Origin of the sequence: Neobacillus sp. 19, from assembly GCF_049463095.1 — a bacterium.
Classification (GTDB): domain Bacteria; phylum Bacillota; class Bacilli; order Bacillales; family Cytobacillaceae; genus Neobacillus.
Map to the genome: position 1 here is coordinate 151,409 of NZ_JBMPZU010000058.1, position 26,091 is coordinate 177,499.

The 26,091-nt window shown below is 41.8% G+C and carries 30 protein-coding genes, 1 pseudogene and 1 other annotated feature; of the genes and pseudogenes, 4 read left to right on the forward strand and 27 right to left on the reverse strand.

The genetic code is table 11. The features are described from left to right. Positions 1-42: 42 nt before the first annotated feature. Positions 43-339, reverse strand: coding sequence for a post-transcriptional regulator (locus ACO1D1_RS18485; protein ID WP_149871109.1), 297 nt, complete (start codon positions 337-339; stop codon positions 43-45). Between the two features lie 147 nt (positions 340-486). Between ACO1D1_RS18485 and spoVB the strand changes: the two genes are divergently transcribed. Continuing rightward, positions 487-2,037: a stage V sporulation protein B gene (spoVB, locus tag ACO1D1_RS18490; protein ID WP_149871110.1), complete on the forward strand. Its 1,551-nt coding sequence runs from the start codon at positions 487-489 to the stop codon at positions 2,035-2,037. Between the two features lie 43 nt (positions 2,038-2,080). Here the strand turns inward: spoVB and ACO1D1_RS18495 are convergent, their stop codons facing one another. After that, positions 2,081-2,740, reverse strand: coding sequence for a DUF421 domain-containing protein (locus ACO1D1_RS18495; RefSeq protein WP_149871111.1), 660 nt, complete (start codon positions 2,738-2,740; stop codon positions 2,081-2,083). Between the two features lie 264 nt (positions 2,741-3,004). Here ACO1D1_RS18495 and ACO1D1_RS18500 point away from each other — a divergent pair, with 264 nt between their 5' ends. Then, positions 3,005-3,367: a TIGR04086 family membrane protein gene (locus ACO1D1_RS18500; RefSeq protein WP_149871112.1), complete on the forward strand. Its 363-nt coding sequence runs from the start codon at positions 3,005-3,007 to the stop codon at positions 3,365-3,367. A gap of 38 nt (positions 3,368-3,405) precedes the next feature. On the opposite strand, the gene yajC is transcribed toward ACO1D1_RS18500, so the two are convergent. From yajC to safA, 9 genes are all read right to left on the reverse strand, one after another. Next, the gene (gene yajC, locus ACO1D1_RS18505; RefSeq protein ID WP_149871113.1) at positions 3,406-3,699 is read right to left on the reverse strand and encodes a preprotein translocase subunit YajC; all 294 of its coding nucleotides are present in this window, start codon (positions 3,697-3,699) and stop codon (positions 3,406-3,408) included. Positions 3,700-3,729: 30 nt separating this feature from the next. After that, a complete protein-coding gene (gene tgt / locus ACO1D1_RS18510; RefSeq protein WP_149871114.1) occupies positions 3,730-4,869 on the reverse strand; it encodes a tRNA guanosine(34) transglycosylase Tgt in 1,140 nt (379 codons plus the stop codon). A gap of 46 nt (positions 4,870-4,915) precedes the next feature. Beyond that, positions 4,916-5,944: a tRNA preQ1(34) S-adenosylmethionine ribosyltransferase-isomerase QueA gene (gene queA / locus ACO1D1_RS18515; protein WP_149871115.1), complete on the reverse strand. Its 1,029-nt coding sequence runs from the start codon at positions 5,942-5,944 to the stop codon at positions 4,916-4,918. A gap of 38 nt (positions 5,945-5,982) precedes the next feature. Further along, positions 5,983-6,984: a Holliday junction branch migration DNA helicase RuvB gene (gene ruvB / locus ACO1D1_RS18520; RefSeq protein WP_149871116.1), complete on the reverse strand. Its 1,002-nt coding sequence runs from the start codon at positions 6,982-6,984 to the stop codon at positions 5,983-5,985. A 13-nt stretch (positions 6,985-6,997) separates the two neighbouring features. Further along, complete coding sequence (gene ruvA, locus ACO1D1_RS18525; RefSeq protein ID WP_149871117.1) at positions 6,998-7,609, reverse strand: Holliday junction branch migration protein RuvA; 612 nt, start codon at positions 7,607-7,609, stop codon at positions 6,998-7,000. Between the two features lie 153 nt (positions 7,610-7,762). Beyond that, on the reverse strand, positions 7,763-8,317 hold the full coding sequence (locus ACO1D1_RS18530) for a BofC C-terminal domain-containing protein (protein WP_423336657.1): 555 nt from the start codon (positions 8,315-8,317) through the stop codon (positions 7,763-7,765). Positions 8,318-8,450: 133 nt separating this feature from the next. Further along, positions 8,451-9,140 carry a YhcN/YlaJ family sporulation lipoprotein gene (locus ACO1D1_RS18535; RefSeq protein WP_149871119.1) on the reverse strand — a complete coding sequence of 230 codons (690 nt, stop codon included), beginning with the start codon at positions 9,138-9,140 and terminating at the stop codon, positions 8,451-8,453. Between the two features lie 136 nt (positions 9,141-9,276). Next, complete coding sequence (locus ACO1D1_RS18540; protein ID WP_149872761.1) at positions 9,277-10,266, reverse strand: aminoglycoside phosphotransferase family protein; 990 nt, start codon at positions 10,264-10,266, stop codon at positions 9,277-9,279. Further along, positions 10,253-11,986: a SafA/ExsA family spore coat assembly protein gene (gene safA / locus ACO1D1_RS18545; protein ID WP_423336658.1), complete on the reverse strand. Its 1,734-nt coding sequence runs from the start codon at positions 11,984-11,986 to the stop codon at positions 10,253-10,255. Before safA ends, ACO1D1_RS18540 begins: the two co-directional genes overlap by 14 nt. 212 nt (positions 11,987-12,198) lie before the next feature. Between safA and ACO1D1_RS18550 the strand changes: the two genes are divergently transcribed. After that, on the forward strand, positions 12,199-12,735 hold the full coding sequence (locus ACO1D1_RS18550; protein WP_149871121.1) for a transcription repressor NadR: 537 nt from the start codon (positions 12,199-12,201) through the stop codon (positions 12,733-12,735). 26 nt (positions 12,736-12,761) lie between these two features. Here the strand turns inward: ACO1D1_RS18550 and pheA are convergent, their stop codons facing one another. The 16 genes and pseudogenes from pheA to ACO1D1_RS18630 all read right to left on the reverse strand — a co-directional run. Beyond that, positions 12,762-13,616, reverse strand: coding sequence for a prephenate dehydratase (gene pheA / locus ACO1D1_RS18555; RefSeq protein WP_423336659.1), 855 nt, complete (start codon positions 13,614-13,616; stop codon positions 12,762-12,764). 123 nt (positions 13,617-13,739) lie between these two features. Continuing rightward, on the reverse strand, positions 13,740-14,189 hold the full coding sequence (locus tag ACO1D1_RS18560; protein WP_149871123.1) for an ACT domain-containing protein: 450 nt from the start codon (positions 14,187-14,189) through the stop codon (positions 13,740-13,742). 35 nt (positions 14,190-14,224) lie between these two features. Next, on the reverse strand, positions 14,225-15,514 hold the full coding sequence (gene obgE, locus ACO1D1_RS18565) for a GTPase ObgE (protein ID WP_423336660.1): 1,290 nt from the start codon (positions 15,512-15,514) through the stop codon (positions 14,225-14,227). Positions 15,515-15,563: 49 nt separating this feature from the next. Then, positions 15,564-16,091: a Spo0B C-terminal domain-containing protein gene (locus tag ACO1D1_RS18570; RefSeq protein WP_423336661.1), complete on the reverse strand. Its 528-nt coding sequence runs from the start codon at positions 16,089-16,091 to the stop codon at positions 15,564-15,566. Positions 16,092-16,294: 203 nt separating this feature from the next. After that, entirely contained in the window at positions 16,295-16,588 is a 294-nt protein-coding gene (gene rpmA / locus ACO1D1_RS18575; RefSeq protein ID WP_423336662.1) for a 50S ribosomal protein L27, read from the reverse strand. Beyond that, the gene (locus ACO1D1_RS18580) at positions 16,589-16,933 is read right to left on the reverse strand and encodes a ribosomal-processing cysteine protease Prp (protein WP_423336663.1); all 345 of its coding nucleotides are present in this window, start codon (positions 16,931-16,933) and stop codon (positions 16,589-16,591) included. It lies immediately after the preceding gene. A 15-nt stretch (positions 16,934-16,948) separates the two neighbouring features. Further along, positions 16,949-17,257 (reverse strand): 50S ribosomal protein L21, encoded by a 309-nt coding sequence (gene rplU / locus ACO1D1_RS18585; RefSeq protein WP_149871128.1) that lies wholly within the window; start codon positions 17,255-17,257, stop codon positions 16,949-16,951. A 13-nt stretch (positions 17,258-17,270) separates the two neighbouring features. Further along, positions 17,271-17,355, reverse strand: a sequence feature (ribosomal protein L21 leader region). A 34-nt stretch (positions 17,356-17,389) separates the two neighbouring features. Next, complete coding sequence (locus ACO1D1_RS18590; RefSeq protein ID WP_423336664.1) at positions 17,390-18,850, reverse strand: Rne/Rng family ribonuclease; 1,461 nt, start codon at positions 18,848-18,850, stop codon at positions 17,390-17,392. Positions 18,851-19,084: 234 nt separating this feature from the next. Continuing rightward, on the reverse strand, positions 19,085-19,951 hold the full coding sequence (locus ACO1D1_RS18595) for a M50 family metallopeptidase (RefSeq protein ID WP_149871130.1): 867 nt from the start codon (positions 19,949-19,951) through the stop codon (positions 19,085-19,087). Further along, a complete protein-coding gene (locus tag ACO1D1_RS18600; protein WP_423336665.1) occupies positions 19,944-20,732 on the reverse strand; it encodes a peptidoglycan DD-metalloendopeptidase family protein in 789 nt (262 codons plus the stop codon). Before ACO1D1_RS18600 ends, ACO1D1_RS18595 begins: the two co-directional genes overlap by 8 nt. A gap of 142 nt (positions 20,733-20,874) precedes the next feature. Next, positions 20,875-21,678, reverse strand: a complete 804-nt coding sequence (gene minD, locus ACO1D1_RS18605) for a septum site-determining protein MinD (protein ID WP_423336666.1) — start codon at positions 21,676-21,678, stop codon at positions 20,875-20,877. A 1-nt stretch (position 21,679) separates the two neighbouring features. Beyond that, a complete protein-coding gene (gene minC, locus ACO1D1_RS18610; protein ID WP_423336667.1) occupies positions 21,680-22,360 on the reverse strand; it encodes a septum site-determining protein MinC in 681 nt (226 codons plus the stop codon). 256 nt (positions 22,361-22,616) lie between these two features. Beyond that, entirely contained in the window at positions 22,617-23,135 is a 519-nt protein-coding gene (gene mreD / locus ACO1D1_RS18615; RefSeq protein ID WP_423336668.1) for a rod shape-determining protein MreD, read from the reverse strand. Then, positions 23,132-24,013: a rod shape-determining protein MreC gene (mreC, locus tag ACO1D1_RS18620; protein ID WP_149871134.1), complete on the reverse strand. Its 882-nt coding sequence runs from the start codon at positions 24,011-24,013 to the stop codon at positions 23,132-23,134. Before mreC ends, mreD begins: the two co-directional genes overlap by 4 nt. A gap of 53 nt (positions 24,014-24,066) precedes the next feature. Beyond that, positions 24,067-25,089, reverse strand: a complete 1,023-nt coding sequence (locus ACO1D1_RS18625; protein WP_423336669.1) for a rod shape-determining protein — start codon at positions 25,087-25,089, stop codon at positions 24,067-24,069. Between the two features lie 163 nt (positions 25,090-25,252). Continuing rightward, positions 25,253-25,387: pseudogene (locus tag ACO1D1_RS18630) on the reverse strand (JAB domain-containing protein); the annotation flags it as partial. Between the two features lie 441 nt (positions 25,388-25,828). On the opposite strand from ACO1D1_RS18630, the gene ACO1D1_RS18635 reads away from it, so the two are divergent. Next, positions 25,829-25,972: a hypothetical protein gene (locus ACO1D1_RS18635; protein ID WP_368916152.1), complete on the forward strand. Its 144-nt coding sequence runs from the start codon at positions 25,829-25,831 to the stop codon at positions 25,970-25,972. Positions 25,973-26,091: the final 119 nt, after the last annotated feature.

A 26,091-nucleotide genomic window follows, 5' to 3' on the forward strand; every position in this document is an offset into this window, starting at 1 on the left:
ATGGAATAAGTAGGTATAGCTGTCAATTTGAAATAGGTGGGATTATTCCAATATCTTTTTCCATTCATCCTCATCCTCAAAGGAAAACTCGGCAGTTTTATAAGTTTCAATCGTCGCAAAGCTGATATAATCACTTACCTTAATTGAGAGAATTTCTTGAATCATTTCGTAAAGTCGTTTTTCTTCCTTCGCTTTTTTCCACTTTTTCTTTGTCAAGTACAACCAAAGTTCTTTTTCGGTAACTGAATCATACCCCAGTAAGCGAAATTCTTCGAGTTTGCTTGCTAACGCCGGTTGTACTTGGGAACGAAAATGATCATTATTATCGCTCTTATCCATTTTTAACTGCCTCCCTTGGGCTTTTTGCAACCCCCTCATTCATGCATCCTTTACAAAAAGCTGTTACTACTTGTCATGCTTTGTCCACTATCAGGCATATAGTTAATTGTAAATGAATTCTTCTTTTTTGAGAAGGTGGGAAACAGCATGTCGAAGTTTTTAAAGGGGACTTTTATCCTGTTAGCGGCCGGCTTCATTACACGCGTCCTTGGCTTTATTTATCGAATTGTCCTTGCACGCAGTATTGGTGAAGAGGGCGTCGGATTATATATGATGGCCTATCCTACGTTTATTCTAGTTGTAACCATCACGCAGTTGGGGCTGCCGGTTGCCATCTCTAAAAATATTGCCGAGGCGGAAGCAAGAAAGGATTATGCAGAAATAAAAAAAATCCTAGTTGTTTCCCTTGCCATTACAATCGGCTTATCGATCATTATCACACCGGCCTTACTCTTACTAGCACCAATCCTATCCACTACACTGTTTACCGATGATAGGACGTTATATCCGTTAATAGCTATTGCGCCTGCATTGCCGATTATCGCGATTTCATCGGTATTAAGAGGCTATTTTCAAGGGCGGCAAAACATGCGCCCATCAGCCATTTCGCAAATTTTAGAGCAAATTGTAAGAATAACCTTAATTGCTACTGCAACAAAGACATTTCTTCCATATGGAGTGGAATATGCGGCTGCGGCTGCCATGGCAGCCTCTGTTTTAGGCGAATTGCTTTCGCTCATTTATCTATTAACTACTTTTAAATTAAAAAAGCGGTTTAGACTTAGAAAAAACTTCTTTCAATTTGTTCATAAAGGGAAGCGGACCTTCAAAGAATTAATGGAAATCGCTCTGCCAACAATGGGGAGCAGAATGATTGGTTCGGTTGCCTGGTTTTTTGAACCAATTGTTGTTGCCCACAGTCTGGCCATTGCCGGGGTCATTGCCGTCGAAGCAACAAAGCAATACGGTGCTCTAACCGGCTATGCAATGCCGCTGTTAATGCTGCCATCCTTTGTAACCTTTTCATTATCCACATCGCTTGTCCCTGCCATCAGTGAGGCAAACACAAACAACAATTATAAATTGATTGAATACCGCCTGCAACAAGCATTGCGATTCGTTTTTATAACGGGCGGACTGGCTGTTATTTTACTTTTTGTTTTGGCGGACCCGCTCATGCAGCTCATGTACGGCTCAACGAAGGGCGCTTATTTTATCCGTATCATGGCCCCATTCTTTTTGTTTTATTATTATCAACAGCCGCTGCAGGCTGTTTTACAAGCACTAAATCTTGCTAGAGCAGCAATGATTAATAGTCTTATTGGTGCTGTGGTCAAAACTGCTGTCATTTTTTTACTCGCTAGCCAGCCTTCTTTTGGAATTACTGGGGTAGCTCTCGGTATTGTCGTCGGCTTTGTACTTGTTACAATCCTCCACTTTGCAACGGTTTTGAAAAAAGTTTCTTTTTCGATATATATTCGCGACTATTTGAAAGGATTTCTAGTGATGGGAGTTTCAGGCTGGTTAGGTTATTGGATTTTCGAAAATATCCTGATCAATGGACATCTGGTCATTAGAGTATTAACTGCAGCATCAGCTATGGCCGTTTCCTATTTTCTCATGGTCGTTTTATTTCGCTTAATAAAAAAGGAGGAGCTAACTCGAATTCCGTGGATTGGAAACCTATTTTCATTTTAGTTTACAAAAACAAGACATGCCGGATCATTAGCATGCCTTGTTTTTATTCATCTTGCAAATCAATAAAAAACTTTCCATTTTCATAGCTGCAAAAGGAAATTCTCTTTACATCCCGATACCCCTTTTTCTTTAATTCCTGACGAAGCCATAGATTGGTTTTATTAATTTTCTTCAAATTTTCTTCCTCAATATCACCATCTAAAATTAACGGGATGGTGATATCTCCTTGCTTGCTTTTTTGTTTATTACTCTTTAGTTTTTCAATAACAGACAGGCTGCCGGAGGATTCTAATATGGCAAACTCCACATCAGCAATACTGCGAATATCCTTCTCTCTTAGCTGGGTCATTAAATCATCAAAATTGTAACGTTGTTTCCGCATCGCCTGCTCATCAATTTTCCCTCGATTAATAATAATACTTGGCTGTCCATCCACCATGTCCCGGAATTTTTTACTCTTTAGCGAAAGGAATGCAAGTGAGATCTGGATGAGCATTAATAGCACCATTGGTAAAATGGCATAAAATATATGGACATCAGGTTTTTCAATGGCAACGACTGCAAGTTCTCCAATCATAATAAAAACGACAAGATCAAGGATGCTTAGTTCCCCAATTTCCCTTTTTCCCATCAGGCGGAAAATAACGAGAATAAGTACATAAAAAATTATGGTTCGAACTACAATCGTTATGTAATTTTCCACAACTGTCGCCCCTTTTTTAGCAATCAATCTTATTATTTCTTATCTACTTCAAATAATTAGAGGAATTAAATCCCATTATCCCTAGAACCAGTAAAAAGGACTGAAATAGTTATTCTACTTTTACCCCTTGATGAATACGCTTGTACTAGGAAAGAAACTTGTATTTATGGCCGGTCCAACAGAAAAATGTAAAAATACAGAATCGGCCTGATGCTGTGAAGGGGGAGAGTTCAAATCGAATCGAAAAGCTTTGGTACATCTATTTTGTACGGTTTAATTTTCATTTTTGCTTTTGCCGTAATATCCAGTCTTATTTTTGCCTTTATCCTTAGGTTTACTTCTGCCCGGGAAGGATCGCTTCAATATGTTATTACGGCATTATCATTCATTGCGCTATTTGGCGGCGGCTTTCTTTCCGGGGGGATGCGAAAAGAAAAAGGCTGGCTTATCGGCGGAATAACGGGGCTCATTTATTCAGTTGTTGTATTTTTGTTTCAATACCTTGGCTATGATCGTTTGTTTGACGCAGAGCAAGTAATCTATCATACCTGCTATACATTAATTGCTATGATGGGTGGAATTTTAGGGGTTAATATTGCGACGAATAACTCGCGGAGATCAGTATAGAAAAAGGAAGCCGGATTTCTACGGCTTCCTTTTCTCCACTATTTTGAAAGGCTTACGCCTTCACCTGCGCCAGCTTCAGTGACTTCACGAATGGCGTTGCGGTCATATGTAAGACGGCTTCCATCTCCACATTTAATCACAACTTTATTTTCATCGATTGAGTCGATAAAACCGTGTAATCCGCCAATGGTTACGATTTTATCCCCCTTTTTCAATTCGTTTTGCATTTGCGAAACCGCTTTTTGGCGTTTTTGCTGCGGGCGAATTAATAGGAAATAAAATAACACAAACATTAAAATCAATGGAACGATTGTACCAAGTCCTCCAGACATTTTCTTTTCCCTCCTTTCAAAAATTATCTATTAGAAATTTTTCGCGTTCGGTTTATTAAAACCATAACGTTCAAAAAACTCTTCACGGAAATCACCAAGCCGGTCTTCCATAATGGCTTGTCTGACTTTCTCCATTAATCTTAACAGAAAATAGAGATTATGGTAAGACGTTAATCGAATTCCAAAGGTCTCATCACATTTAATTAAGTGACGAATATAGGCCCGGCTATAATTTCGGCATGTATAGCAGTCGCACTCTGGATCAAGCGGACCAAAATCTCTTGCATATTGTGCGTTCTTTACTACGAGGCGTCCACTGCTTGTCATTAACGTACCATTACGGGCTATTCGCGTTGGCAGTACACAGTCAAACATGTCAATTCCGCGAATCGAGCCGTCAATTAACGAATCCGGCGAGCCTACCCCCATAAGGTAGCGGGGTTTATTGGTCGGCAATAGCGGTGTCGTGAATTCCAGCACTCGATTCATCACGTCTTTTGGTTCGCCAACCGATAATCCGCCTACAGCATATCCAGGGAAATCCAGAGATGTTAAGTCTTTTGCACTTTGTTTACGGAGTTCCTCATATTCTCCCCCCTGGACAATTCCGAAAAGGCCCTGGTCTTCCGGACGCTGGTGCGCGTTCAGGCAGCGCTCAGCCCATCTTGATGTCCGTTCGACTGATTTCTTCATATATTCAAAAGTAGCCGGATACGGAGGACATTCATCAAAGGCCATCATAATATCAGAACCAAGGGCATTCTGAATCTCCATCGCCTTTTCCGGGGATAAAAATAATTTTTCACCACTCATATGATTACGGAAATGAACCCCTTCCTCTTCAATTTTCCGAAATTCACTTAGACTGAAAACCTGGAAGCCTCCGGAATCGGTTAAAATCGCTCGATCCCAGTTCATAAATTTATGAAGTCCGCCTGCTTCTTTAATGATCTCATGCCCCGGGCGAAGCCACAAATGATACGTATTGCTTAAAATAATCCCGGCACCCATTTCTTTTAAATCTTCCGGCGACATCGTTTTCACGGTTGCCAGTGTTCCAACCGGCATGAAGGCAGGTGTATCAAAAGATCCGTGCGGGGTATGGACCCTGCCAAGCCTTGCCCCGGTCTGCTTACATGTTTTAATTAATTCATAGCGAATCGCAGTCAAATTGTTGTCTCCTTCCATATGTAAACCTTTATTGCATTTCCACAGCCTAAATGATCAACATCGCATCGCCAAAGCTAAAGAAGCGATAGTGCTCCGCTACAGCTGTATTATAGGCATGTAAAATAGGTTCTCTTCCAGCCAAGGCACTGACAAGCATGATTAAAGTTGATTTTGGCAAATGGAAATTAGTAATCATGCCATCGATCGCTTTAAATTCATATCCCGGATAGATAAAAATACTTGTCCAGCCGCTGCCCACAGTGAACTGCCCATCATTCTGGGAGGCAATGGTCTCTAGTGTTCTCGTTGAAGTGGTTCCAACAGTAATGATTCGACCGCCCTTACCTCTAACTTCATTCAAGAGGTTGGCCGTTTCTTCCGTAACGGTATAAAACTCGGAGTGCATATCATGCTCCAGCACATCATCGACACTTACCGGCCGGAACGTGCCAAGCCCGACATGGAGTGTGATAAAGGCAATATGGACGCCCATTCCTCTTATTTCTTCCAATAACGGTTCCGTAAAATGAAGCCCTGCTGTAGGGGCTGCAGCAGATCCAGGTTCGCGGGCATAAACAGTCTGATAGCGATCCCGGTCATCCAGCTGCTCTTTTATGTAAGGTGGCAATGGCATTTCCCCTAGTTGGTCAAGCACCTCATAAAATATGCCATTATAATGAAAATCCAATACTCTGCCGCCATGGTCTGATGTTCCGGTACAAACCGCAGTAAGAAGACCGTCGCCAAATTCAATTTGGGTCCCTTCTTTAACCCGTTTTGCCGGTTTCACAAGTGTTTCCCATTTGTCGCCTTCCAGCTGTTTTAACAGAAGAACCTCGATTTTGGCACCTGTATCGTTTTTCACACCAAAAAGGCGTGCGGGCAATACCTTTGTATCATTTAAGACAAGGCAATCCCCTGCACGCAAATACTTGGTAATATCTTTAAATATTTCATGCTTTATATTGCCCGTTTGTTTATCTAACACCATTAATCGGCTGTCAGTTCTTGTTTTTAACGGGACTTGCGCAATTAATTCTTCTGGCAAATGAAAATCAAACAAATCTACTTTCATAATATGACATCCTAATCTGTATTAAAATCTTAATTTATTCACGTGGCGGGTATCTCCATGCCAAAATGCTGGTAGACAGCCGCTGTTACGACCCTGCCTCGTGGTGTTCTTTGGAGGAAACCGATTTGCAATAAATACGGTTCATAGACATCTTCAATCGTTTCCGCCTCTTCACCAATCGACGCGGCAATCGTATCTAAGCCTACGGGTCCACCGCGAAATTTCTCAATAATTCCTTTTAATAATTTATGATCGATATGATCAAGTCCCAAACTGTCGACCTGCAGCAGTTCAAGGGCTTCTCTTGCAAGAGCAAGGTTAATTGTACCATTTCCCTTTACTTGTGCAAAATCTCTTACCCTGCGGAGAAGTCGATTCGCGATTCTAGGGGTTCCCCTTGCTCTCCTGGCAATTTCAGCTGCTGATGGTTCGTCAATTTCCGTATCAAACAACTCCGCTGTTCGTATGACAATATTTTTCAGCTGATTCTCTTTATAATACTCGAGCCGGCTTAAAACACCAAATCGATCCCGTAATGGAGCTGATAAAGATCCAGCTCTTGTGGTGGCACCCACAAGTGTAAATGGAGGAAGGTCAAGGCGGACTGACCTGGCACTTGGACCTTTGCCAATGACGATATCAAGGCAAAAATCTTCCATCGCCGGGTACAGCACCTCTTCAATCGTCCTCGGGAGCCTGTGGATTTCATCAATAAAAAGTACGTCTCCGGGCTCAAGTGCGGTTAGTATGGCGGCTAAATCGCCTGGCCTTTCAATTGCCGGACCTGAAGTCGTCCGAATATTGACGTCCATTTCATTGGCGATAATGATAGCAAGGGTCGTTTTCCCTAAACCAGGTGGTCCGTAAAGGAGCACGTGATCTAAGGTTTCCTTTCGAAGCTTTGCGGCCTTAATGAAAATATCAAGGTTTTCCTTCACTTGAGTCTGGCCAATATATTGCTTTAATGTCTGTGGCCGAAGGCTTTGTTCCATACTAATTTCGCTTTCGTTTACTTCACTTGAAATGATCCGCTCTTCCATGAAACTTCACCACCTATTTTAAAAGCCGCTTTAGTGCATTCTTAATGTATTGATCGGTTGTCAGCTGTTCTTTTCTTAGCTCAGGTGAAATCTTTTTAATTTCTTTTTCTGAATAGCCAAGGGCTTTCAGGGCAAGAATGGCCTCGTCAAAAGCCAAATCACTTGCTTGTGTTTGCGGTGGAAATTGATCGGCATTGAACAGGTTCGGGAAGTAATCTGGGACAATATCCTGCAATTTTCCCTTTAAGTCAAGTATCATTTGCCGGGCTGTTTTTTTCCCGACTCCCGGAAATTTAATAAGGAAACTTTCATCCTCATTTTCAATCGCCGTAACCACCTGCTGTACCTCACCAGAAGCAAGGATCGCAAGGGCCCCTTTTGGACCGATGCCCGATACATTTAATAGTTTTGTAAATAGTTTTTTCTCTTCTCTTGTTTCAAAACCATAAAGGGCCATAATATCTTCGCGTACGTAATGAAAGGTATAGACCGTTATCATTGTTTCCATTTTTATGGCATAAATAAACGGATTAGGTGTTGCAATTTGGTAGCCAATTCCATTATTTTCTATGACAATATATTCCGGTCCGACAAAATTGACGGTTCCTTTTATAAATTCATACAATCCTATTCTCTCCCTAGTTGAACTCACTGAAGTGAATTCATGCTGTCTTACATTTTAACATAACTATAGATAGGAGTTGAAGAAAATCATATTGTCTAAAAAATCAAAAAAAACAGGCTGATTTGGTTTAATCAGTCTGTCTTGGCAATGTTTCTATTCTTCTTTTACGGAATAAGGCTTAAACGTCTCTAGAACCTCGACATAATGGTCCTTCGATTTTATCGGAATCCCTTGATACAACTCTTCTTGTATTTTACTCTCAAGCTTCTTAATATCTATTTGAAAAAATGATTGAATGATTCGTGACTGACCTGGTCTACCATTAAAAATGGTCAATATTCCTTCCTCAGTAACACCAAAAAATCCATTAGCTTTTAATAGCGGTGATATATCATCCACTTGTTTTCGAAATACATACGTCGAATCATCAATGTCGGTTAGCTGCCACTGGTCATATTTTGCCCAAAAATTTTCCATTGACCAGCATGTTTCATTTACAACCTCCTGACTTATTTCCCCATCAAGATAGATTCTTTCTAAAATAACCGTAATGTTTAGCGGCTGCTGATCTGGCTGTGTTTGATGATGATCCGGTTGTGCAGCAAAGCCGGTCGGTACCATCCTAGGAACACTACAAATAAACATGAAGAGAATAACAGTAACTGCGGCAAACGCAACCCGATATCTTGCTATCCCATTGACCCTCATGTTCCTCACCTCTTATTAGTTAAAAATTGAACAATCTCTTCAGTCCTAGTTTAGCCTTTTTTTGCCTTTAATATCCTTTTTAGAAAATGAATTTAAAAAGGGACAAAGCTTATGTGCTTCATCCCTTTGATAACTATCTTCCACCCTTGTTGCGCTGAATATCATTATGAATGTTGCGGTCGCGTCCAAGTGTTCCCTCATCGGTAATGACAGTTACCGGACGCCCCATCGTGTATGGTTTCACCGCATTTTTAATTGCTCTTTTTGTAGCTGCTGTTTTATCGTTGTCATGTAACTTTACCGATACAATAACTGTATTTCCATACGCTACAGACCTTACATCCCGAACATTATCGATCGCGGCTACTTTGTTTCTAATTTTATTGGAGAAATTATCCTGGAAGTCCGGATTTGTTGCAACCCCGGTGTTTCCCATATTAGTACTTAAATGACCGTGATAATTCATATCGCTTGTACTAAAACGATTATCACGCTGGAAAAAGTTTCGATCTTTTTTGGCTAACGGGGTTGTTGGATTTTTCGGATGTCCATTTTCATCTTTTGTTTGCAGCTGTCTTCTTTTTTGCTCGTTAACCGCAAGATCTTCTTCCCCTAAAGTGTGGTCCATCATATCAGTTATAGCACCATCGTTATCCCTTACTAACGTGTTAGTATTATTTGGGTGGTTTTCATTGGAATAATATCCTATCGGCCGAACAGGATTATTTTCATTCACACCTGCACGATTTTGATCACTTGCACATCCCGCCGCACCTATCAGTAAGAAGGCGGAAAGAGGAATCATCCACTGTTTCTTGTTCAAGCGAAAAACCCCCTCGAAACTTGTCTGAGCATATTGACATGCTCATTAATAGGGTGCTGTTTTCAAGGGGATTTCATTCGCCAGACTTCTTTGGAACAAATGACCAACCTGCCATGAGCAAAAAGTTATCCAAAAATCATTTCACTATTTCCTGTAAACGGTCAACGAATTTTTTCCTTGTGTAAAATTGGCTGATGGATAAATCCATCACCTGCCTGAGTTTTACAGGATCAGTATACAATTTCTCACGAATCAAGCGGTTCCATTCACGAAAAATATCGGCAGGATAAGCTAATGCGTATAAAAAGGCCTCATCACGCAGGTATTTTTGTAATTGCGGGAAACTTCCAAGCTTATCAAATGACCAATCGATATAGGGCAGAATCCGATTGGCATATTGTAAATAATCCAGTGCTGGCGGGCCGACACTGATTAAATCAAAATCAATGAGATGTAACCTTCCGTTCTTATCGCGTATAAAATTATGATGAGCGACATCCCCATGAAGGATGACATAAGGCTCCTTTTGAAAATAGCTGCGATGCTTTTCCATTCCAATTAGCGCCCAATTGCCCCATGCTGCTATTTCTGAGAGAAATGGGTCATTCATAAAATATTTTAGAAAGGAAAAATTATTTAAAAAAAGCTGGAGCCTCTCCGTCCATTTTTCCAGCAAGTGACCTTTAGGGATTATTCTCCGATAGCGGCTCTCAAACGCCGCTGTAGTCTGGTGAAATTGTTCTAGGAGTTCAATCCCTTCTAGCCTATTTTTTTGTGTTTGATAGGTGAAAGCCGTTTTATTTGGGTTAATATACTCGATACATCCAAAATATTTCCCATCAATAAAAAGCTGTTCTTTCGCGGGGGGCACTAGAAATAAATACGTTTTATGAAAGCCTTCTTTTCTAAGTGTCGCTGTAAAGGCTTCTTGTAGCCTAAGTCTGCTGTTTGTATTATACCCTTTTAAAATGTAAGTATGTTTATCGGTTTTTACTAAAAAGACAGATTTTCGAATCGGTACAAACTGAATAATTTTTTCGAAAAATTGCGACTGAAAATAAGAGAGGAGACGATCAAAATTATCATCGTCCCCTGTATTGTTTATTGACGTATTAATTGCTTTCATCTCGGTACCCTGGCATACCGTACGGATTTGTTCCAACGGGGCCCATTCCATAAGGATTCATATATGGCGGCTGGGCAACATTGACAGGTCCCGTATAGGGTGCACTGTAAATTGGCGGTGTCGGCGGGACAAAGTTTGTCGGCAAAGCATTCGGAGCAGCTGCTGCCGGCTGCATGGTCCCCATTACAGGTGCAGGTCCACAGCCGCAATCTCCCATGCCACCTGTTCCTACAGGCAGCCCCTGGGATGGATACCCTTGCATAAATGGCATTTGACTGCCTAAAGCAGGTGCAGCCATGTCTGATGATTCAAAACCATGGACACCCATAACTTGCGGTACTGGACCGCCCATTTGTGGATATCCGTAAGGCATTTGACCCGACGGTTCCATACCGTAAGGACTTGCCATTCCCGGAGCTCCATACATCGATCCAGGCATTACTTGTGCAGTTTGTGCAAATTCTCCCGGATTTTGTGCTGGAAAGCCACCGGTTGCCGGACCTGTCAGCGGGTATCCTGCAGGGGCACCTGTTTGATACCCTGTTGGATAACCCGCTGGCATTTCTCCATAGCCCATTGGCATTTGGCCATAGCCGCCTGGCATTTCTCCATAGCCCGTCGGCATTTGGCCGTAACCCGCTGGCATCTGACCGGATCCTGCTGGCATTTCTCCGTAGCTCATTGGCACTTGACCATAACCTGCTGGCATTTGACCGGATCCTGCTGGCATTTCTCCGTAGCCCATTGGCACTTGACCATATCCCGCTGGCATTTCTCCGTAGCCTCCTGGCATTTGACCATATGCGGCCGGATCCATCATCTGCGGCGGATACCCTGGGTTTTGGGCACCCATCACCCCCCCTGGATTGTATGCCGGGTTCACTACAGGCATTTGCGGCATAAAGGATGACGATTCATCATGGTAAAATTGCCCTGGCATGACTGAGGCACCGGCCACAGCTGGTGCAGCGCCTGGAATCCCATGAATCATTCCCTGGGGCGGCGCCATTGCCATTCCTTGGACTTGTGGATACGGCATTGGCATCATTGGCGGCGGAAATCCTCCCCCAAACGGCGGACAAAAGCCCGGCCCTGGCATGACAGGTGTGCAAGGGACACAATATTCTTGCATTGGCACTTCAATTGGAGCTTCTTGTACCGGAACAGGAATTTCCTTCTTCGGAACTTCCTTTACTTCAGGAAGAATATTTGCTGGTTTCGGCGGCAGATTTGGCTGTACAGTCATGTTGGACATGTTTGACATATAATAATTGTTAATATCAATTTCCGGGACTACTTGTAGAGGCATTTTAGGAGTGTAGGGTACTTTTGGCGCTTCTTTGATGATTGGCTGTTCTTTGGCAATTGGCACTTCTTTTTTAGGTACTTCCTTAATTGGTACTTCCTTAATTGGTACTTCCTTGATTGGCATTTCCTTGATTGGTGCTGGTATAGGCTTCTCTTTGGCAAACGGATGCTCAGCAATCGGCATTTCTTTCTTTGTTCCTAAATTGATTGTTTTTTCCGGTTTATGTGCCCCCATTGGTGCTTCTTTTTTTATATTTCCACCAGTGGTTGGGACTTTTATTTTCATACCGGGCATAATCATATCAGGGTTGCTGAGCTGTGAATTCATCTTTTTCAGCTCTTCAAAATTCACGCCGTACTTCTTGGCGATCTTCCAAAGAGTATCCCCTTTCTGTACGATATGGATCTTCACTCTGATTTCCCTCCTATGGCATAAGTCCATATAGTGTATGTGATAATGGGCAAAGTGCTAACATTCTTCAGAAAAACTTATGCTATTTTTATGAAGAATATGTTTGTCATAACGGAAATTACCTTCTGGATGGAGCTGGGGGAAAGTTTTATTTTTCACGTCAGTATGGTAAAATTGGCTATTATGCCTACTGTGAGGAGCGTTTTTTACATATGGAACAGAAAAAGATTCTTGGGGAAGATAGGAGAAAGTTTATTTTACAATTGTTAAAAGATAGCAGTCTCCCTATTACCGGCAGCGAATTAGCTGAGCAAACCAATGTCAGCAGACAAGTAATTGTCGGGGATATTACGCTTTTAAAGGCAAAAAATGAACCGATTATTGCCACTAGCCAAGGGTATATCTATTTAAAACAGAACTCCAGCCTGCCTGTTTTTGAAAGAACTGTTGCCTGCAGGCACACCCCACAAGATACCGAAATGGAACTAAATTTATTGGTAGATCACGGTGTGTTAGTGAAAGATGTAAAAATTGAACATGCGGTGTACGGCGATTTAACTGCATCGATAATGGTTTCTAACCGCCAGGAAGTAAAGCAATTCTTAAAGAGACTGCAAACGACCAAGGCCTCATTATTATCTGAGTTAACCGGCGGCTTCCATCTGCACACCATTTCAGCCTCCAATGAAAAGCAGCTTGATAAAGCTGAAGCCGCCTTGAAGGCGGAAGGAATATTATTAGAATCATGAAAAGACCCGGAGAACCGGGTCTTTTTTTAATCAAGCTCCACTATGATAGAAGGGTAACTTCCTAAAACCTTTACACCGCAGCCTAATGCTTCAAGTTCCGCAATTGCTCCGGGAATCAATACTTCATCAAGCTTCATTTCAATATCAATAATGAAAAAATAATTGCCAATCCCTGTTTTCATCGGCCTGGATTCGATTTTTGACATGTTTAACTTTCTCCAGGCAAAGGCAGATAACACCTGATGGAGGGCTCCGGCCTGATCCGACGGCAGGGTAACCATAAGCGTGGTTTTGTAATGAGATGAACCGCTTATCGACTCAAAATCCAAGTTCTGTTCTGATAGAACGAAAAAGCTTGTATGATTATAATCAAAATCATGAATATTTTTCTGGACGATGGCCAAACCGTACTCCTTTGCTGCTAATTCATTGGCAATCGCAGCTGACTTTAATTCAGGCTGCTCCATTACCAGCTTTGCTGCTGCCGCGGTGGAGGTCACACTCTCGATGGGCACGCCGCTAAAATGGGTATGGAGGAACTTATGGCATTGGGCAATGGCATGTGAATGGCTGTATACCACGCCCGCCTCCCGCCATGTTTCCTTATTTGCAGGATGAACCATCAAATGCTGTTTAATTGGCAGTGTTATCTCACCCACAATTGGAATTTGAACAACATGGGTCAAATAATCCAGGGTAATATTTACTGAGCCTTCTAGGGCATTCTCAACCGGAACCACGGCCAAATCTACTTTTTTAGCGACAAGGGCATCCATACTTTCAGGGATGGTGCGATACGGCTCAAGATCGTATCCCTGAAAAATATTTTTCACTGCCATTTCTGTAAATGTTGCTTTTGGTCCTAAAAAGCCTACTTTCATTGTTTCCCCACTCCTTGTATAAATGAGCAAGCGCTTGTTCAGCACTAAAACTTCTTTTTCAAAATTTTTCGTCTTATTCTTTTAAAAAGAAAGCTGAGCACAGCCCAGCAGACAAAAAGTCCGCTATGCACCCGTACCCAGCACGTCAACCTTCTCGACAAATTCTAATTTTCGTAAGTTTGCGAGTAAATCATCGAGCTCTGTTGTCATACTCGATGTATGCAATGATAATGTTACATTTGCCCTGCCTTGCAGCGGGATGGTTTGGTGTATCGTTAAGACGTTACAGCCAGATGCAGCAACGACACTTAACAATTTTGACAATGTCCCGGAGCGATCTTCCAAGTGAAAGAAGAGTGAAATAATTTTCTCCTTCTGAATGGTCGAAAAAGGAAAGACTGTGTCCCTGTATTTATAATAGGCACTTCTGCTCAAATCAACCTTTTGAACAGCATCTGCAATCGATTCTGCCTTGCCCCTTTCAAGCATGTCCTTCACATCGATTGTTTTTTTCATCGCTTCGGGCAAAACATCCTCACGGACCAAATAATATTTTTTATCAAAATTAGCCATATCCCTCTACCTCGTTCTCTTACAAAAAAAACTATCTACTCTATAAACTCAAATTCGAATTCCAGCAATTTCACGACATCCCCGTCTTTTGCCCCGCGCTGTCTCAAAGCATCATCGACACCAAGTCCACGTAACTGGCGGGAGAAACGGCGAACAGATTCTTCACGGGAAAAGTCTGTCATTTTAAATAATCTTTCGAGTTTTTCACCTGAAAGGACAAATGAGCCATCCGGGTCTCTTGTGATCGTGAAGTTTTCAGGATCTGCCTCATGTTTATATAATACACGATTAACACTTGATTCTTCTTCTTCATGCTCAAGCGGGAACTCCGGTGTTTCCTCTAACTTATCAGCTACAGCGAATAATAACTCTCGCAGCCCTTTACGAGAAACAGCGGAAATAGGGAAGATTGGATAATCCTCTTCAAGCTGCTCTTTAAACTTTTTCAGATTTTCTTCTGCTTCCGGCATATCCATTTTATTAGCGACAATGACTTGCGGGCGCTCGGTCAAACGAAGATTATACTCTTTTAATTCACGATTAATCGTCAAATAATCTTCATATGGGTCCCTGCCTTCAGTCGCTGCCATATCAATTACATGGACGATTACCCTTGTCCGTTCAATATGCCGTAAAAATTGATGACCCAGGCCGACACCTTCACTAGCCCCTTCAATTAGTCCCGGCAAATCGGCCATGACAAAGCTTCTGCCGTCTTCTGTTTCCACCATCCCAAGATTCGGAACAATCGTGGTAAAATGGTATTCCGCAATTTTTGGCTTTGCAGCGGATACAACCGATAATAATGTAGATTTTCCTACGCTAGGGAAACCGACAAGTCCAACATCAGCTAACAGTTTTAATTCAAGAACTACATCGCGTTCTTGACCTGGCTCGCCATTCTCAGCGATTTCCGGTGCCGGATTTGACGGTGTGGCAAAGCGCGTATTTCCCCGGCCGCCGCGGCCGCCTTTGGCAATAACAGCCTGCTGCCCGTGCTCAACTAAATCGGCAATAACCTCATTCGTTTCCGCATCCATAACAACCGTTCCAGGCGGCACCTTGACAATCATATCCTTAGAGCCTCTGCCATGCTGGCCCTTGGACATGCCATGCTCACCACGATCTGCTTTAAAATGGCGCTTATAACGGAAATCCATTAACGTCCTTAGTCCTTCGTTCACCTCAAAAACGACACTGGCTCCCTTCCCGCCGTCACCGCCGGCAGGGCCGCCATTCGGAACATATTTTTCTCGGCGAAACGCGACCATCCCGTTACCGCCGTCGCCGCCTTTTACATAAATTTTGACCTGATCGACAAACATTTAATTCCTCCAGTTTTGCACATGTATTCATATCAAACCATAAAAGGTTTCATCTTGGCATAAAAACTTCAAGTGCAAGTTCATTTTCAGTAAATTCCTTGACCACTACATTCACAGTTGAGTCGGTAAGAAATTGTTCAATGAGTATCCGTTTTATTATTATCCCGCTAAAATCAAAAAAGAAACGAACACCATTTGATTGCGGTTCAATTGTAATCGATAAATGATTTTCTTGAAATTGCTCTATTGACTGATTTAAACATAAAAAAAAGGAATTTGTCCAATTTGTCATGCCAGCGTCATCAACTTTTATTGATTCTGAATCGTGAAGTACCTCATATTCCAATTTAAAAGAAGGATTCTCCCAATTGGATTTTAATAACAAAGCAGCTAACAATGGCATCTGTAAATTAGAAAGCTTTGTTTCATGCTGCGTTTCAATGACAATTTCATCAATGACTGCTTTTGCCCGGTCGATGCGATTTAAATCCAAGTTCCCCTTTATTAGCTGGAGTTTATTTAACCAATCATGTCGTGAGTGCCGCAGCACTTCGACGATATCCCATTCTTTCCCCATACGTACACTCCCACATTAATTGTTGGATCCTGTTTCTGATAGTATATCAAAAAAACAAACATGAGTAAGCATTTTTATATTCGAGGAGAAAAGAAGCTTTTACGAAGTAGGTTTCCTGAAGTGTTTAGTTTAGTTGGAAGATGTACTTTCGTTAGCAAAAAGAAAACTCTAACCAAACAGGTTAGAGTTTTCATGAATGACAATTAAGCTTCTTGAGCTGCTGGATATACGCTCACTTTTTTACGGTCACGACCTAAACGTTCGAATTTTACAACGCCGTCGATCTTTGCAAAAAGAGTGTCATCTCCGCCGCGGCCTACGTTTTCACCTGGATAAATCTTTGTACCGCGTTGACGGTAAAGGATTGAACCACCAGTTACAAACTGACCGTCTGCACGCTTCGCACCAAGGCGCTTTGCGATGGAGTCACGTCCGTTCTTTGTAGAACCTACTCCCTTTTTAGATGCAAACAACTGAAGATCTAATTTTAATAACATTTATTCCACCTCCTGCTTTTTGAAGGTAATCTTTATGTGCTTTCCGTACTCTTCTTCAATCGTCCGTAACGAAACGACCATTGTCTCAAGGATCAGCTGTACTTTCCCTTGGATGTCATTCGGAAGTTCATCCGGGACAACGCAGCGGAGAAACCCATCTGCTCGATGTTCAAGGTCTGGGGTGACACCCGTCAATTCGTGCAATGCGTTGATGGCCCCAACGGAGACAGCAGAAACACCTGCACAAACGATATCCTTCCCCCGGTCAGCGAATAAAGCATGACCGCTCATTTCGAAAGATTGAATCATTCCGGAGTCAGTACGATTAATCGTAATTCCAATCATCTATTTTCCAACACCTTACGCGTTGATTTTTTCGATGACTACTTTTGTGTAAGGTTGACGATGACCTTGTTTCTTACGGTTGTTTTTCTTCGCTTTGTACTTGAAAACAACGATTTTCTTCGCACGGCCTTGTTTTTCAACTTTAGCTGTAACAGTAGCGCCTGCAACAACAGGGCTTCCAACTTTTACAGTTTCACCGCCAACGAAAAGAACCTTGTCAAAAGTAACTGATTCACCAGCTTCAACATCTAATTTTTCAATGTAGATTGCTTGGCCTTCTTCGACTTTAAGTTGTTTACCGCCAGTTTCGATAATTGCGTACATGAACTGCACCTCCTTATAAACTCAGACTCGCCATCCCCAGGCGTCCCCGCAAATTTTGCAGAAATCTTATTACCTGTTCTGTGCGGTTGTAGCACGGGTGCTACAAACATAACATTAGAATACTAACATAATTTAATGAAAAGTGTCAATAGCTTTTAGGGAGATATCCCGTTCATCGCCAAATTGTTTTATGATGTAATACGGCTTGGGTGCTTGCTGGATTAAAAAGTATAGTTTTAAATGAAGCAATTCTTCTAATGCCTGTCTATGGACTTCATTTTCGCCTAGAAGGGTTGCTTTTACCTCTTCGGTTGTCTCAATAAGAATGGCTTCAAAATCAGCATGACGGTGCTCTAGAAGCTCTCGCTCAAGTCTGAATGCAGTGGTTTCGGTGCTAAGGATCCGTCCCGTGCCATCGCAGACAGAACATTTTACTTGTAGTGCCTCCGAGATGGTAACTTTAGTCCTTTTTCTAGTCAGCTGCAGAATTCCGAGCGGTGTGAAGCCGATGATTTTTGTTCTTTTTTCATCTCTGGTTAATTCAGTTTCGACAGTATCAAGAACAGCCAGCTTGTCCTGCTCGCGCTTCATATCAATAAAGTCAATCAGGACAATCCCGCCGATATCACGGAGTTTGAGCTGTCTGATAATTTCCTTTGCAGCTAGTTGATTGGTTTTGAGAACGGTATCCAGATAATCGGACTTACCGGAAAATTTCCCTGTATTTACATCAATAATCGTCAAGGCTTCTGTTTGATCAAAAATAAGATAGGCACCGTGATCGAGCCAGACAATCCGTTTTAAGGCCTTATCAATTTCATGCTCCACCTGATTGGCTGAAAAAATGTTTTCTTTCCCGTTGTAATAGGTGTACGTCAGGTTGGCGTTGTACTGCTCAAGCATCTTTTTGATGGCTACATCATCGACAATCACTTCTCCTGCTTTCATTTTTTTTATTTGGGCCAGGATCATTTCGATAAAAGTATCTTTTTGAAAAACCAGTCCCGGCTTCTTCGGGGTTGTCTGGACGAGTTCTTGGTATTGTTGTCTTAATGTTTGCAGCTCTTCTTGGATTTCTTCGTCTGTAGAAGAGATGATAGAGGTGCGAAAAATAATCCCCTCTTCCTCCGTTGTGAGGCGGCTGCCGAGGCGCCGAAGTGCAGCTTGTCTGGATTCATTAGCAATTTTTTTTGAAACTGCCACATACCGCCCTTTAGGCATGTAAATAAGCTGATTTCCTTCCATTTCAATAATTCCTGTTACTTTTGGCCCCTTCGTGCCGGTGGCATCCTTGTCCACCTGAACGAACATTTTTTCTCCTTGGTGAACGAAGGAAGTAACATTTTTATGTTTTTCGGAAGCAAGTACGTATGATGGGAGGCTGTCACGGTGCAAATAGGCGTTTTTTTCTTCACCTATGTCGATAAAAACAGCATTCATCCCCGGTAATACCTTTGTCACCGTCCCAAAATAAATATTACCGACCAGAGAGCGATGTTCTGGTCGGTCAAATACAATCTGTTCTATGCGATTATTTTTCAAATAAGCAAATCGCTTCTCTCGTGCATTGTAATTGATAATTAAAGTTTCCAAACCTAGCGTCCTCGCTTTTCATATATACATGTATTATACCCTTTTTTACGGCTGTGTTAAACTTGGCTGTTGATTTCCGCTCCAGGCACTTCGCTTTCCGCGGGCGTGACGGGGAGCCTCCTCGTCGCTTCGCTCCTGCGGGGTCTCCCCTGCCCCGTACTCCCGCAGGAGTCTTCGTGCCTTCCGCTCCAATCAACAGTTTAAAAAAACCACCAGTGACCTTTAACACAGCCATTAATATAAAAAGAGAAGGTCGCTGATTTTATCGGTTAGCCGCTTTTCCGTAAAGTAAGCGTGCAGGAGCTCGTTCTCATCCAATGTACCTGTTTCCTTGCCGCCAGCTTCAACGATAATTGGATGCTTGCAGCCGCGTTGAAATTTTTCTAACACATGAATGAGTAAATCCTGTTCATTAGCCTGGATCGGCTTCAATGCCTGAAGACTGGATTTTTTCCCGTAATAGCGCTCTAATAAAAATCTCATAAAGATAAAGCGCCGCTGCTTCCATTCATGATAGAGCGAGAAAAATAAGAAAGCAATCACAACCCATACGTTAATATTAGAGGGTGCAGCCAGCAAAATGATGATTGAAAACAAGAAGAGGCTGAAAAACGAAATCATTAATGTCAAACGATGGGCACTCGGAAAAGAACTTTTTAATGATAGCAGTAAAAAGACCAGTTTTCCGCCATCCAGCGGCCAAACGGGAAAAAGGTTGAAGATAAAAATCATGACATTATAGCTGATAAATAATTGATATAAGTCCTCAGGGATTACCTGCAGCGAAAATAAGACATACGCGACCGCGACCATCCACACATGCTGGAGCGGCCCGGCGAGCACGACAATCGTTTCTTCCTTTAACGGACGATTGCCGTGTTCATCCATTTCAGCCACTCCGCCAAATGGAAGAAGAGTAATTTTTTTTATTCGCCATGAAAAAAAAGAAGCTGCAGCAGCATGCCCCATTTCATGGATAAAAATAATCGCGAGCAGCAGAGAGACTTCCAGGAAATACCCGGTAGCAATCGATAAAGCAATCACAATCCACAGCAAAGGATGGATTTGAACATGCCGGAGTAAAGTAATAGCTCTATTCAAAGCGAATCACCTGAATCGGATCGATGAATGAATCGTCTTTTTTTATTGCAAAGTAATACTTACCTTTAGTCTTATCTTCACCTGTTGATGCGGAAACCGTGCCAACGACCGTTCTTTTATCAATATGATCATATTTATTGACCTTAACTTCCTCTAAATTGCCATACCAGGTTTGCGATCCATCGCTATGCTGGACAATGACCGTTTTGCCTAAGTCGTCTTTGATCCCCGCAAAAGTTACAAACCCATCGTCAATCGATTGAACAGCGGCACCTTTTGTCGTTTCAATCATGATACCCTGACCATTTTTCTCAAAGTTTTCAAGGATTTTCCCCATCGCCGGAACGGAAAAATTCTCCTCTTTGACCACTGCCTTTTTTCCGGCTTGATCGTCTTCTGAAAATGGCAGCAAGGCTAATGGTTTACCGAACTTGTCTTCATACCAGTTTGAAACAGTGGCAAACTGAAAATCCTTGTCCATTTGCTTTGAAACAAAGTCCCTTACCGGCTCAAAAGTTGACCCTTGATTGCGAAATAATATGGCAACCACTAAAAATAGGAGCACTGACGCCAATATTTTAAAAAAGAACACTTCCTTTTTAAATAATGGATGCACCTCATCCCCACTGCCGTTGTCTGTTGGGCCAATATAATTGTAACCGTACTTTTCATCATCACCTGGCCAAGCCACTTGGCGATCCGGTGTTTTAGTTGTTGATCCCTGCTCTTTTTTCCTCTTGGCGATTCGCCGCCGTATTTCTTCCGGTGTAGACCGCGCCATACCCATCAACCCTTTTCCCGCTGTTTTGTACAAGTTTATGAAAGAGAATGGCAGAGTATGACTTCACACACAGCTTATCCAAAATTTTATTGAGACTGAATAAAAATAGCCTGTCCACTTTTACGCGGCCAGGCCAAATCTATTAACGTACTCCAAAAAACTTCTTTATTTTTGTAAAGACGCCTTTGTTTGCTTCTTCAAGCGGCTGAAGCGGGATAGATTCCCCAAGGATCCTGCGTGCAATATTTCGGTAGGCAATAGACGCGCGGCTGTTTGGATTCATGGCAATCGGTTCCCCGTGGTTAGAGGCTTTAATCACCTCTTCATCGTCAGCAACAATACCAATAAGATCTATCGATAAATGCTGGGTGATTTCATCAATATCAAGCATATCGCCGCTCTTCATCATATGATTGCGGATTCGGTTGACTACTAATTTAGGCGCTTCCATATTTCGTTGTTTCTCAATCAGGCCGATAATCCGGTCAGCGTCTCTTACAGCCGAGACCTCTGGTGTTGTAACGATAATCGCCCTATCTGCCCCAGCCAAAGCATTCTGAAAGCCCTGTTCAATACCTGCGGGGCAATCAATAATAATATAATCATAGTCTTGCTTTAATTCGTTAATTAGTTCCTTCATCTGTTCGGGCTTAACGGCTGATTTATCAACCGTTTGTGCTGCTGGCAGCAAATATAATAACCCGTCAAAGCGTTTGTCCTTGACCAATGCCTGATGGGTTTTGCACCGCTTTTCCACTACATCGACAAGATCATAAATGATTCTATTTTCGAGTCCCATAACGACATCCAAGTTTCGAAGACCGATGTCCGTATCTACTAAGCATACTTTTTTACCTTGAAGGGCCAGAGACGTGCCAATATTAGCAGAAGTCGTGGTTTTCCCTACTCCGCCCTTACCGGATGTAATTACTATTGCTTCTCCCACCTTAATGTCCCCCTTCGAACCTGTTTAAATTAGGCCGTAATTGAATTAAAACTTGTAATCTATCAACAATGATCTGCCGGTTCTCATCTATGTATGCGCATTCCATTTCCCGCTTCTCATTGTTTTGGCTGTGATCCGGCGCACGATTGATCGCATCACTAATCTTAAGCTGGGTTGGTTTCATGCTGGATGCCGCGATGACTGCATCCTCATTGCCAAAGCAGCCCGCATGCGCCACTCCTTTTAATGAACCCATGATAAAGATATTGCCCCCGGCAGCAACCGTTCCACCGGGATTCACATCTCCTATTAAGAGTAAATCACCGGGGACCTTCAGCACTTGACCAGAACGAACAATGCTAGAAACGGTTACGACCTCGTTTTCAGCCTTTAGCCGGTCTGCTTCTTCCCTTGTAATAACATCCGATTCAATTTCATCCACCACTAAATTTTTCTTTTGGCGAATTAAGTTCTTCAGTTCTTCCCGCTGCCCTTCGGTTAAATACCGGTTACCGACATTTACTTTCACAGAGATTAAGTTGCGCTCCTCCTGTGACCTGGAGTTGGCGGAAAGCTTTTGATCAAGTTCCTTTTTCAGTTCCTCAAATGAACATATATCATCAAGATGAAGGACAAGCCCTTCCTTCGTACCTTTTATTGTAACATTTTGCCGTTTTTTCATGGAGAAATTTCACCTCATAATTAAAAAAAGCCATTTTGGAACAAGCAATTTTTCGTTTAAGAAACTTGCTTGCCGTCAACCCTATTCCGAATCAAAGTACTGACATCTAAACTTAAATTCGACATGAACAGTCCATTCTCCTTTTTTTAGCCGATAAGAAAGTTTTACTTTCTTATCAGGCATAAGTGCAACTACGCCTCTGCCTTCTCCTAACGGCAAGTTTTCTTTAAGAAAGAAAACTAGAGACTTCTAGAATTCATTCCGATCTTTGTGCTTCGGCATGCTTTTCAAAAAGTCTCTTAAAAGGATATCCCGCAATGACAAGAAAGATGGCATTTAAGATCAGGGTCGGATAAAAACGCAAATTGATAAAGCTCTTAAAATCGAGGTTGGTTACATGGATTAAATGATCCATTTCGTAAACCCCCACTTCTAATAAGGCGATGCCAAAAAGCGATACAATGAAGGCAATCAAAAAATTAGTCTGCATAATATGCATGATTTTTGAAATAAGATAACAAACGAATGGATAAAGAAATAAATAGATCCCTATAATTTCGATATAGACAATATCAAACAATAGTCCAAAAATAGCTCCATAAATAATTCCCTGCTTCTTTCCAACATAAATGGTCAGAAATAAAAGAGCAGCAAATAGAAAATGGGGAGCAATAATTCGGTTCCGCCCAAACATCTCCGCCGGTGAATATTGAACAAAAAGACTTTCTAAAATAAATAAAAAGAGAAATAAAAGAGGAAGAAGGAATTTTTTCACGATTCCTCCTCCTTCCCATCTGTCTTTTCGGCTGCATCTACCGGTATCATATCTGTTTTTGTGATGAGCACATTTTTGATATCATAAAAATCTGCTCCGGGCTTCACAAGGGCTGTCAGATTCAAACCATACTGATCCTGCTTCACTTCAACGACCTTTCCAATCAATAACCCTTCCGGAAAAATCCCGCCTAATCCGGAGGTGGTGACGATCTGGTCTTTTTCGATTTTCGCTCCTGAAGGGATGGCCTTAACCATAAGCAATTTTTTCTCTTTATCATAACCTTCAACAAGTCCATACACCTTGGTTTCGCCCTGGATGATGGCGGAAATCCGGTTTTTCGGATCCATGGAGCTCAACAGCTGTACGCTTGAACTGAATTGGGTGACATTTTTTACTTTTCCAATCAGGCCGCTTGCTGTAACAACAGCCATATTTTTCTTCACACCTGCTAATTTACCTTTGTCGATAATAATCATTTCATGCCAACGATCAGGGTTTCTGCCAATAACAGTAGCTGGAAGTGGTTCAAAATCTCTCAGGGTCTTTTCCTCACCAAGAACATCACGCAATTCTTTATTTTCTTTATTCAACACTTGAACCTGGGCTTCAAGGCTGGCAAGATTTTCGATGCGTGACTTTAATTCCTTATTCTCTTCATATGTATTGGTTAAGTCCTGGAGATTTTCAAAAAAGCCGGCAACATAGTTGGTAGGCTTTGAAACCAGGGATTGAACCCAGCCAGTTGTATCTTTGACAAATTGCTCCGGCCAGGACAGCTTACTTCTCTCCCTTAAAGAAAACCCAATCAATGCCACGAGAACAATAATGCTGACAAGCAAAATAATCAGTCGTTTATTCAAAAAGAACTGTGGCATGATTATACACCTCTATTTTTCTAAAATCTTTTACATTCAAAAACCCAGCACTGTTAACGCGAATCCTTAGCTTTGTTTTTAAATAAATGAATATGGTCGAGTGCTTTTCCTGTTCCAATGGCGACACAGTCAAGCGGATTCTCGGCAATCAGGACAGGCATTTTCGTTTCTTCGCTAATCACCCTGTCCAAATTGCGAAGCAGCGCACCTCCGCCAGTAAGAACGATTCCACGGTCCATAATATCTGCAGCAAGTTCCGGCGGCGTCTTTTCTAACGTATTTTTCACCGCTTCCACAATCGCATAAACAGTATCACTCAAGGCAGTGGCAATTTCCTTCGCAGTAATTTCGATTGTTTTTGGCAGACCTGTTAATAAATCACGCCCGCGAATTTCCATATTGTCAATTCCTTCAGTAGTGCCGGCAGAGCCAATTTCCACTTTTATGGTTTCCGCCGTGCGCTCCCCAATCATTAAGTTATAATTTTTACGAATATATGAAATAACGGAATCATCCATTTCATCGCCAGCCACACGAATCGAAATGCTTGTTACGATTCCTCCTAAGGAGATGATAGCAACTTCGGTCGTACCGCCGCCAATATCCACGACCATACTGCCGGTTGGCTCCCAGACTGGCAGGTTGGCGCCAATTGCCGCTGCAAACGGTTCTTCAATCGTATAGGCATCCTTTGCCCCTGCTTGTCTGGTTGCATCAATGACTGCTCTTTCCTCAACTGCGGTAATACCTGAAGGCACACAGACCATCACATATGGCTTGCCGGAAAAAAGATTATTACTTTTCTGTGCCTGACGAATATGGTGCTTCATCATTGCTGCCGTTATTTCGAAATCAGCAATAACCCCATCCTTCATCGGTCTCATGGCGACGACGTTCCCCGGTGTCCGTCCAATCATATTTTTAGCGTCGTTCCCTACCGCTACGATACTTTTGGTATCTGTTTGCATTGCCACAACTGATGGCTCCCGTAAAACAATACCTTTTCCTTTTACATAAACGAGGGTGTTCGCTGTCCCCAAGTCAATCCCAAGATCTCTAGGTCTAATTCCAAACATAATGTTGTATCTCCCTTTCTGATACGAAATGCAATATTCTAATAGGCAGGTAATCACCTTAATTATCATGTCTATTTTCGTACTATTTATATAGCCCTGTTCAAAAACAGTCCTAAAAAATCATACCCAATATTATACCGCTACGTCAAATATTATCCTAGTGTTATAAATACCCTTTTTCCTTTAATGATACAAACTTATTTTCGCCAATGATCAGATGATCGAGGAGCTCGATGCCAATGATTTTGCCGCATTCAACCAGCCGCTTTGTGACCTCGATATCTTCGCGGCTTGGTGAGGTGTTTTATCAAGAGTAAATTATTAAAAATCCATTAACATCAATGTCTTTACTTTAAGTACATATCTTTAACGTGGTAAATCAAAAAAAAAAATACAATGTAATTATTAGATGACAATTGATTACGGTCAGAAGAATGTACAACAAAAAAAACTAATTCCTTTTTATTTTATCGAGGAATTAAGCTTCTGACCTGCAACAATCACGCCCAATTTCGGAATATCTATAATATGATTTCGATCTTAAATTATCTACTTTAACTGACGCTACCTGCTCGTTAAAGAAGACCTATTTAAAAAAGTTTATACTGCACCTGCCTTTATTATGTAAGTAAAAGTAGTGAAGCTTTAAATTGGTTTTCAAAAAAGTAGGGTTGATTATTTCTTTTTCATCAATTATTATTGTGTTATTATCACAATATCAGAAAGGAGGCAAAAAGTAATGGGAATTGATTTCATTAATGTCGAGTTTAAAAAGCATGTAAAAGTTTCAGGGGATTTAGGTACAACGGGATCAGTATGTCCTTTTTCACAAAGACAAAAAATGGAAACACTACCGGAAAACTTTTTGCCTCCTTTTATATAATGGGCAAAAATTTATGAATCTATTGCATTTGTAAAAATGCATACAAATGATTAGGCGCCGGTTGTTAAACTGGTGCCTTTTTTTGTTTGATCAGTTCAGTTAGTTTGGAGAACCGAATC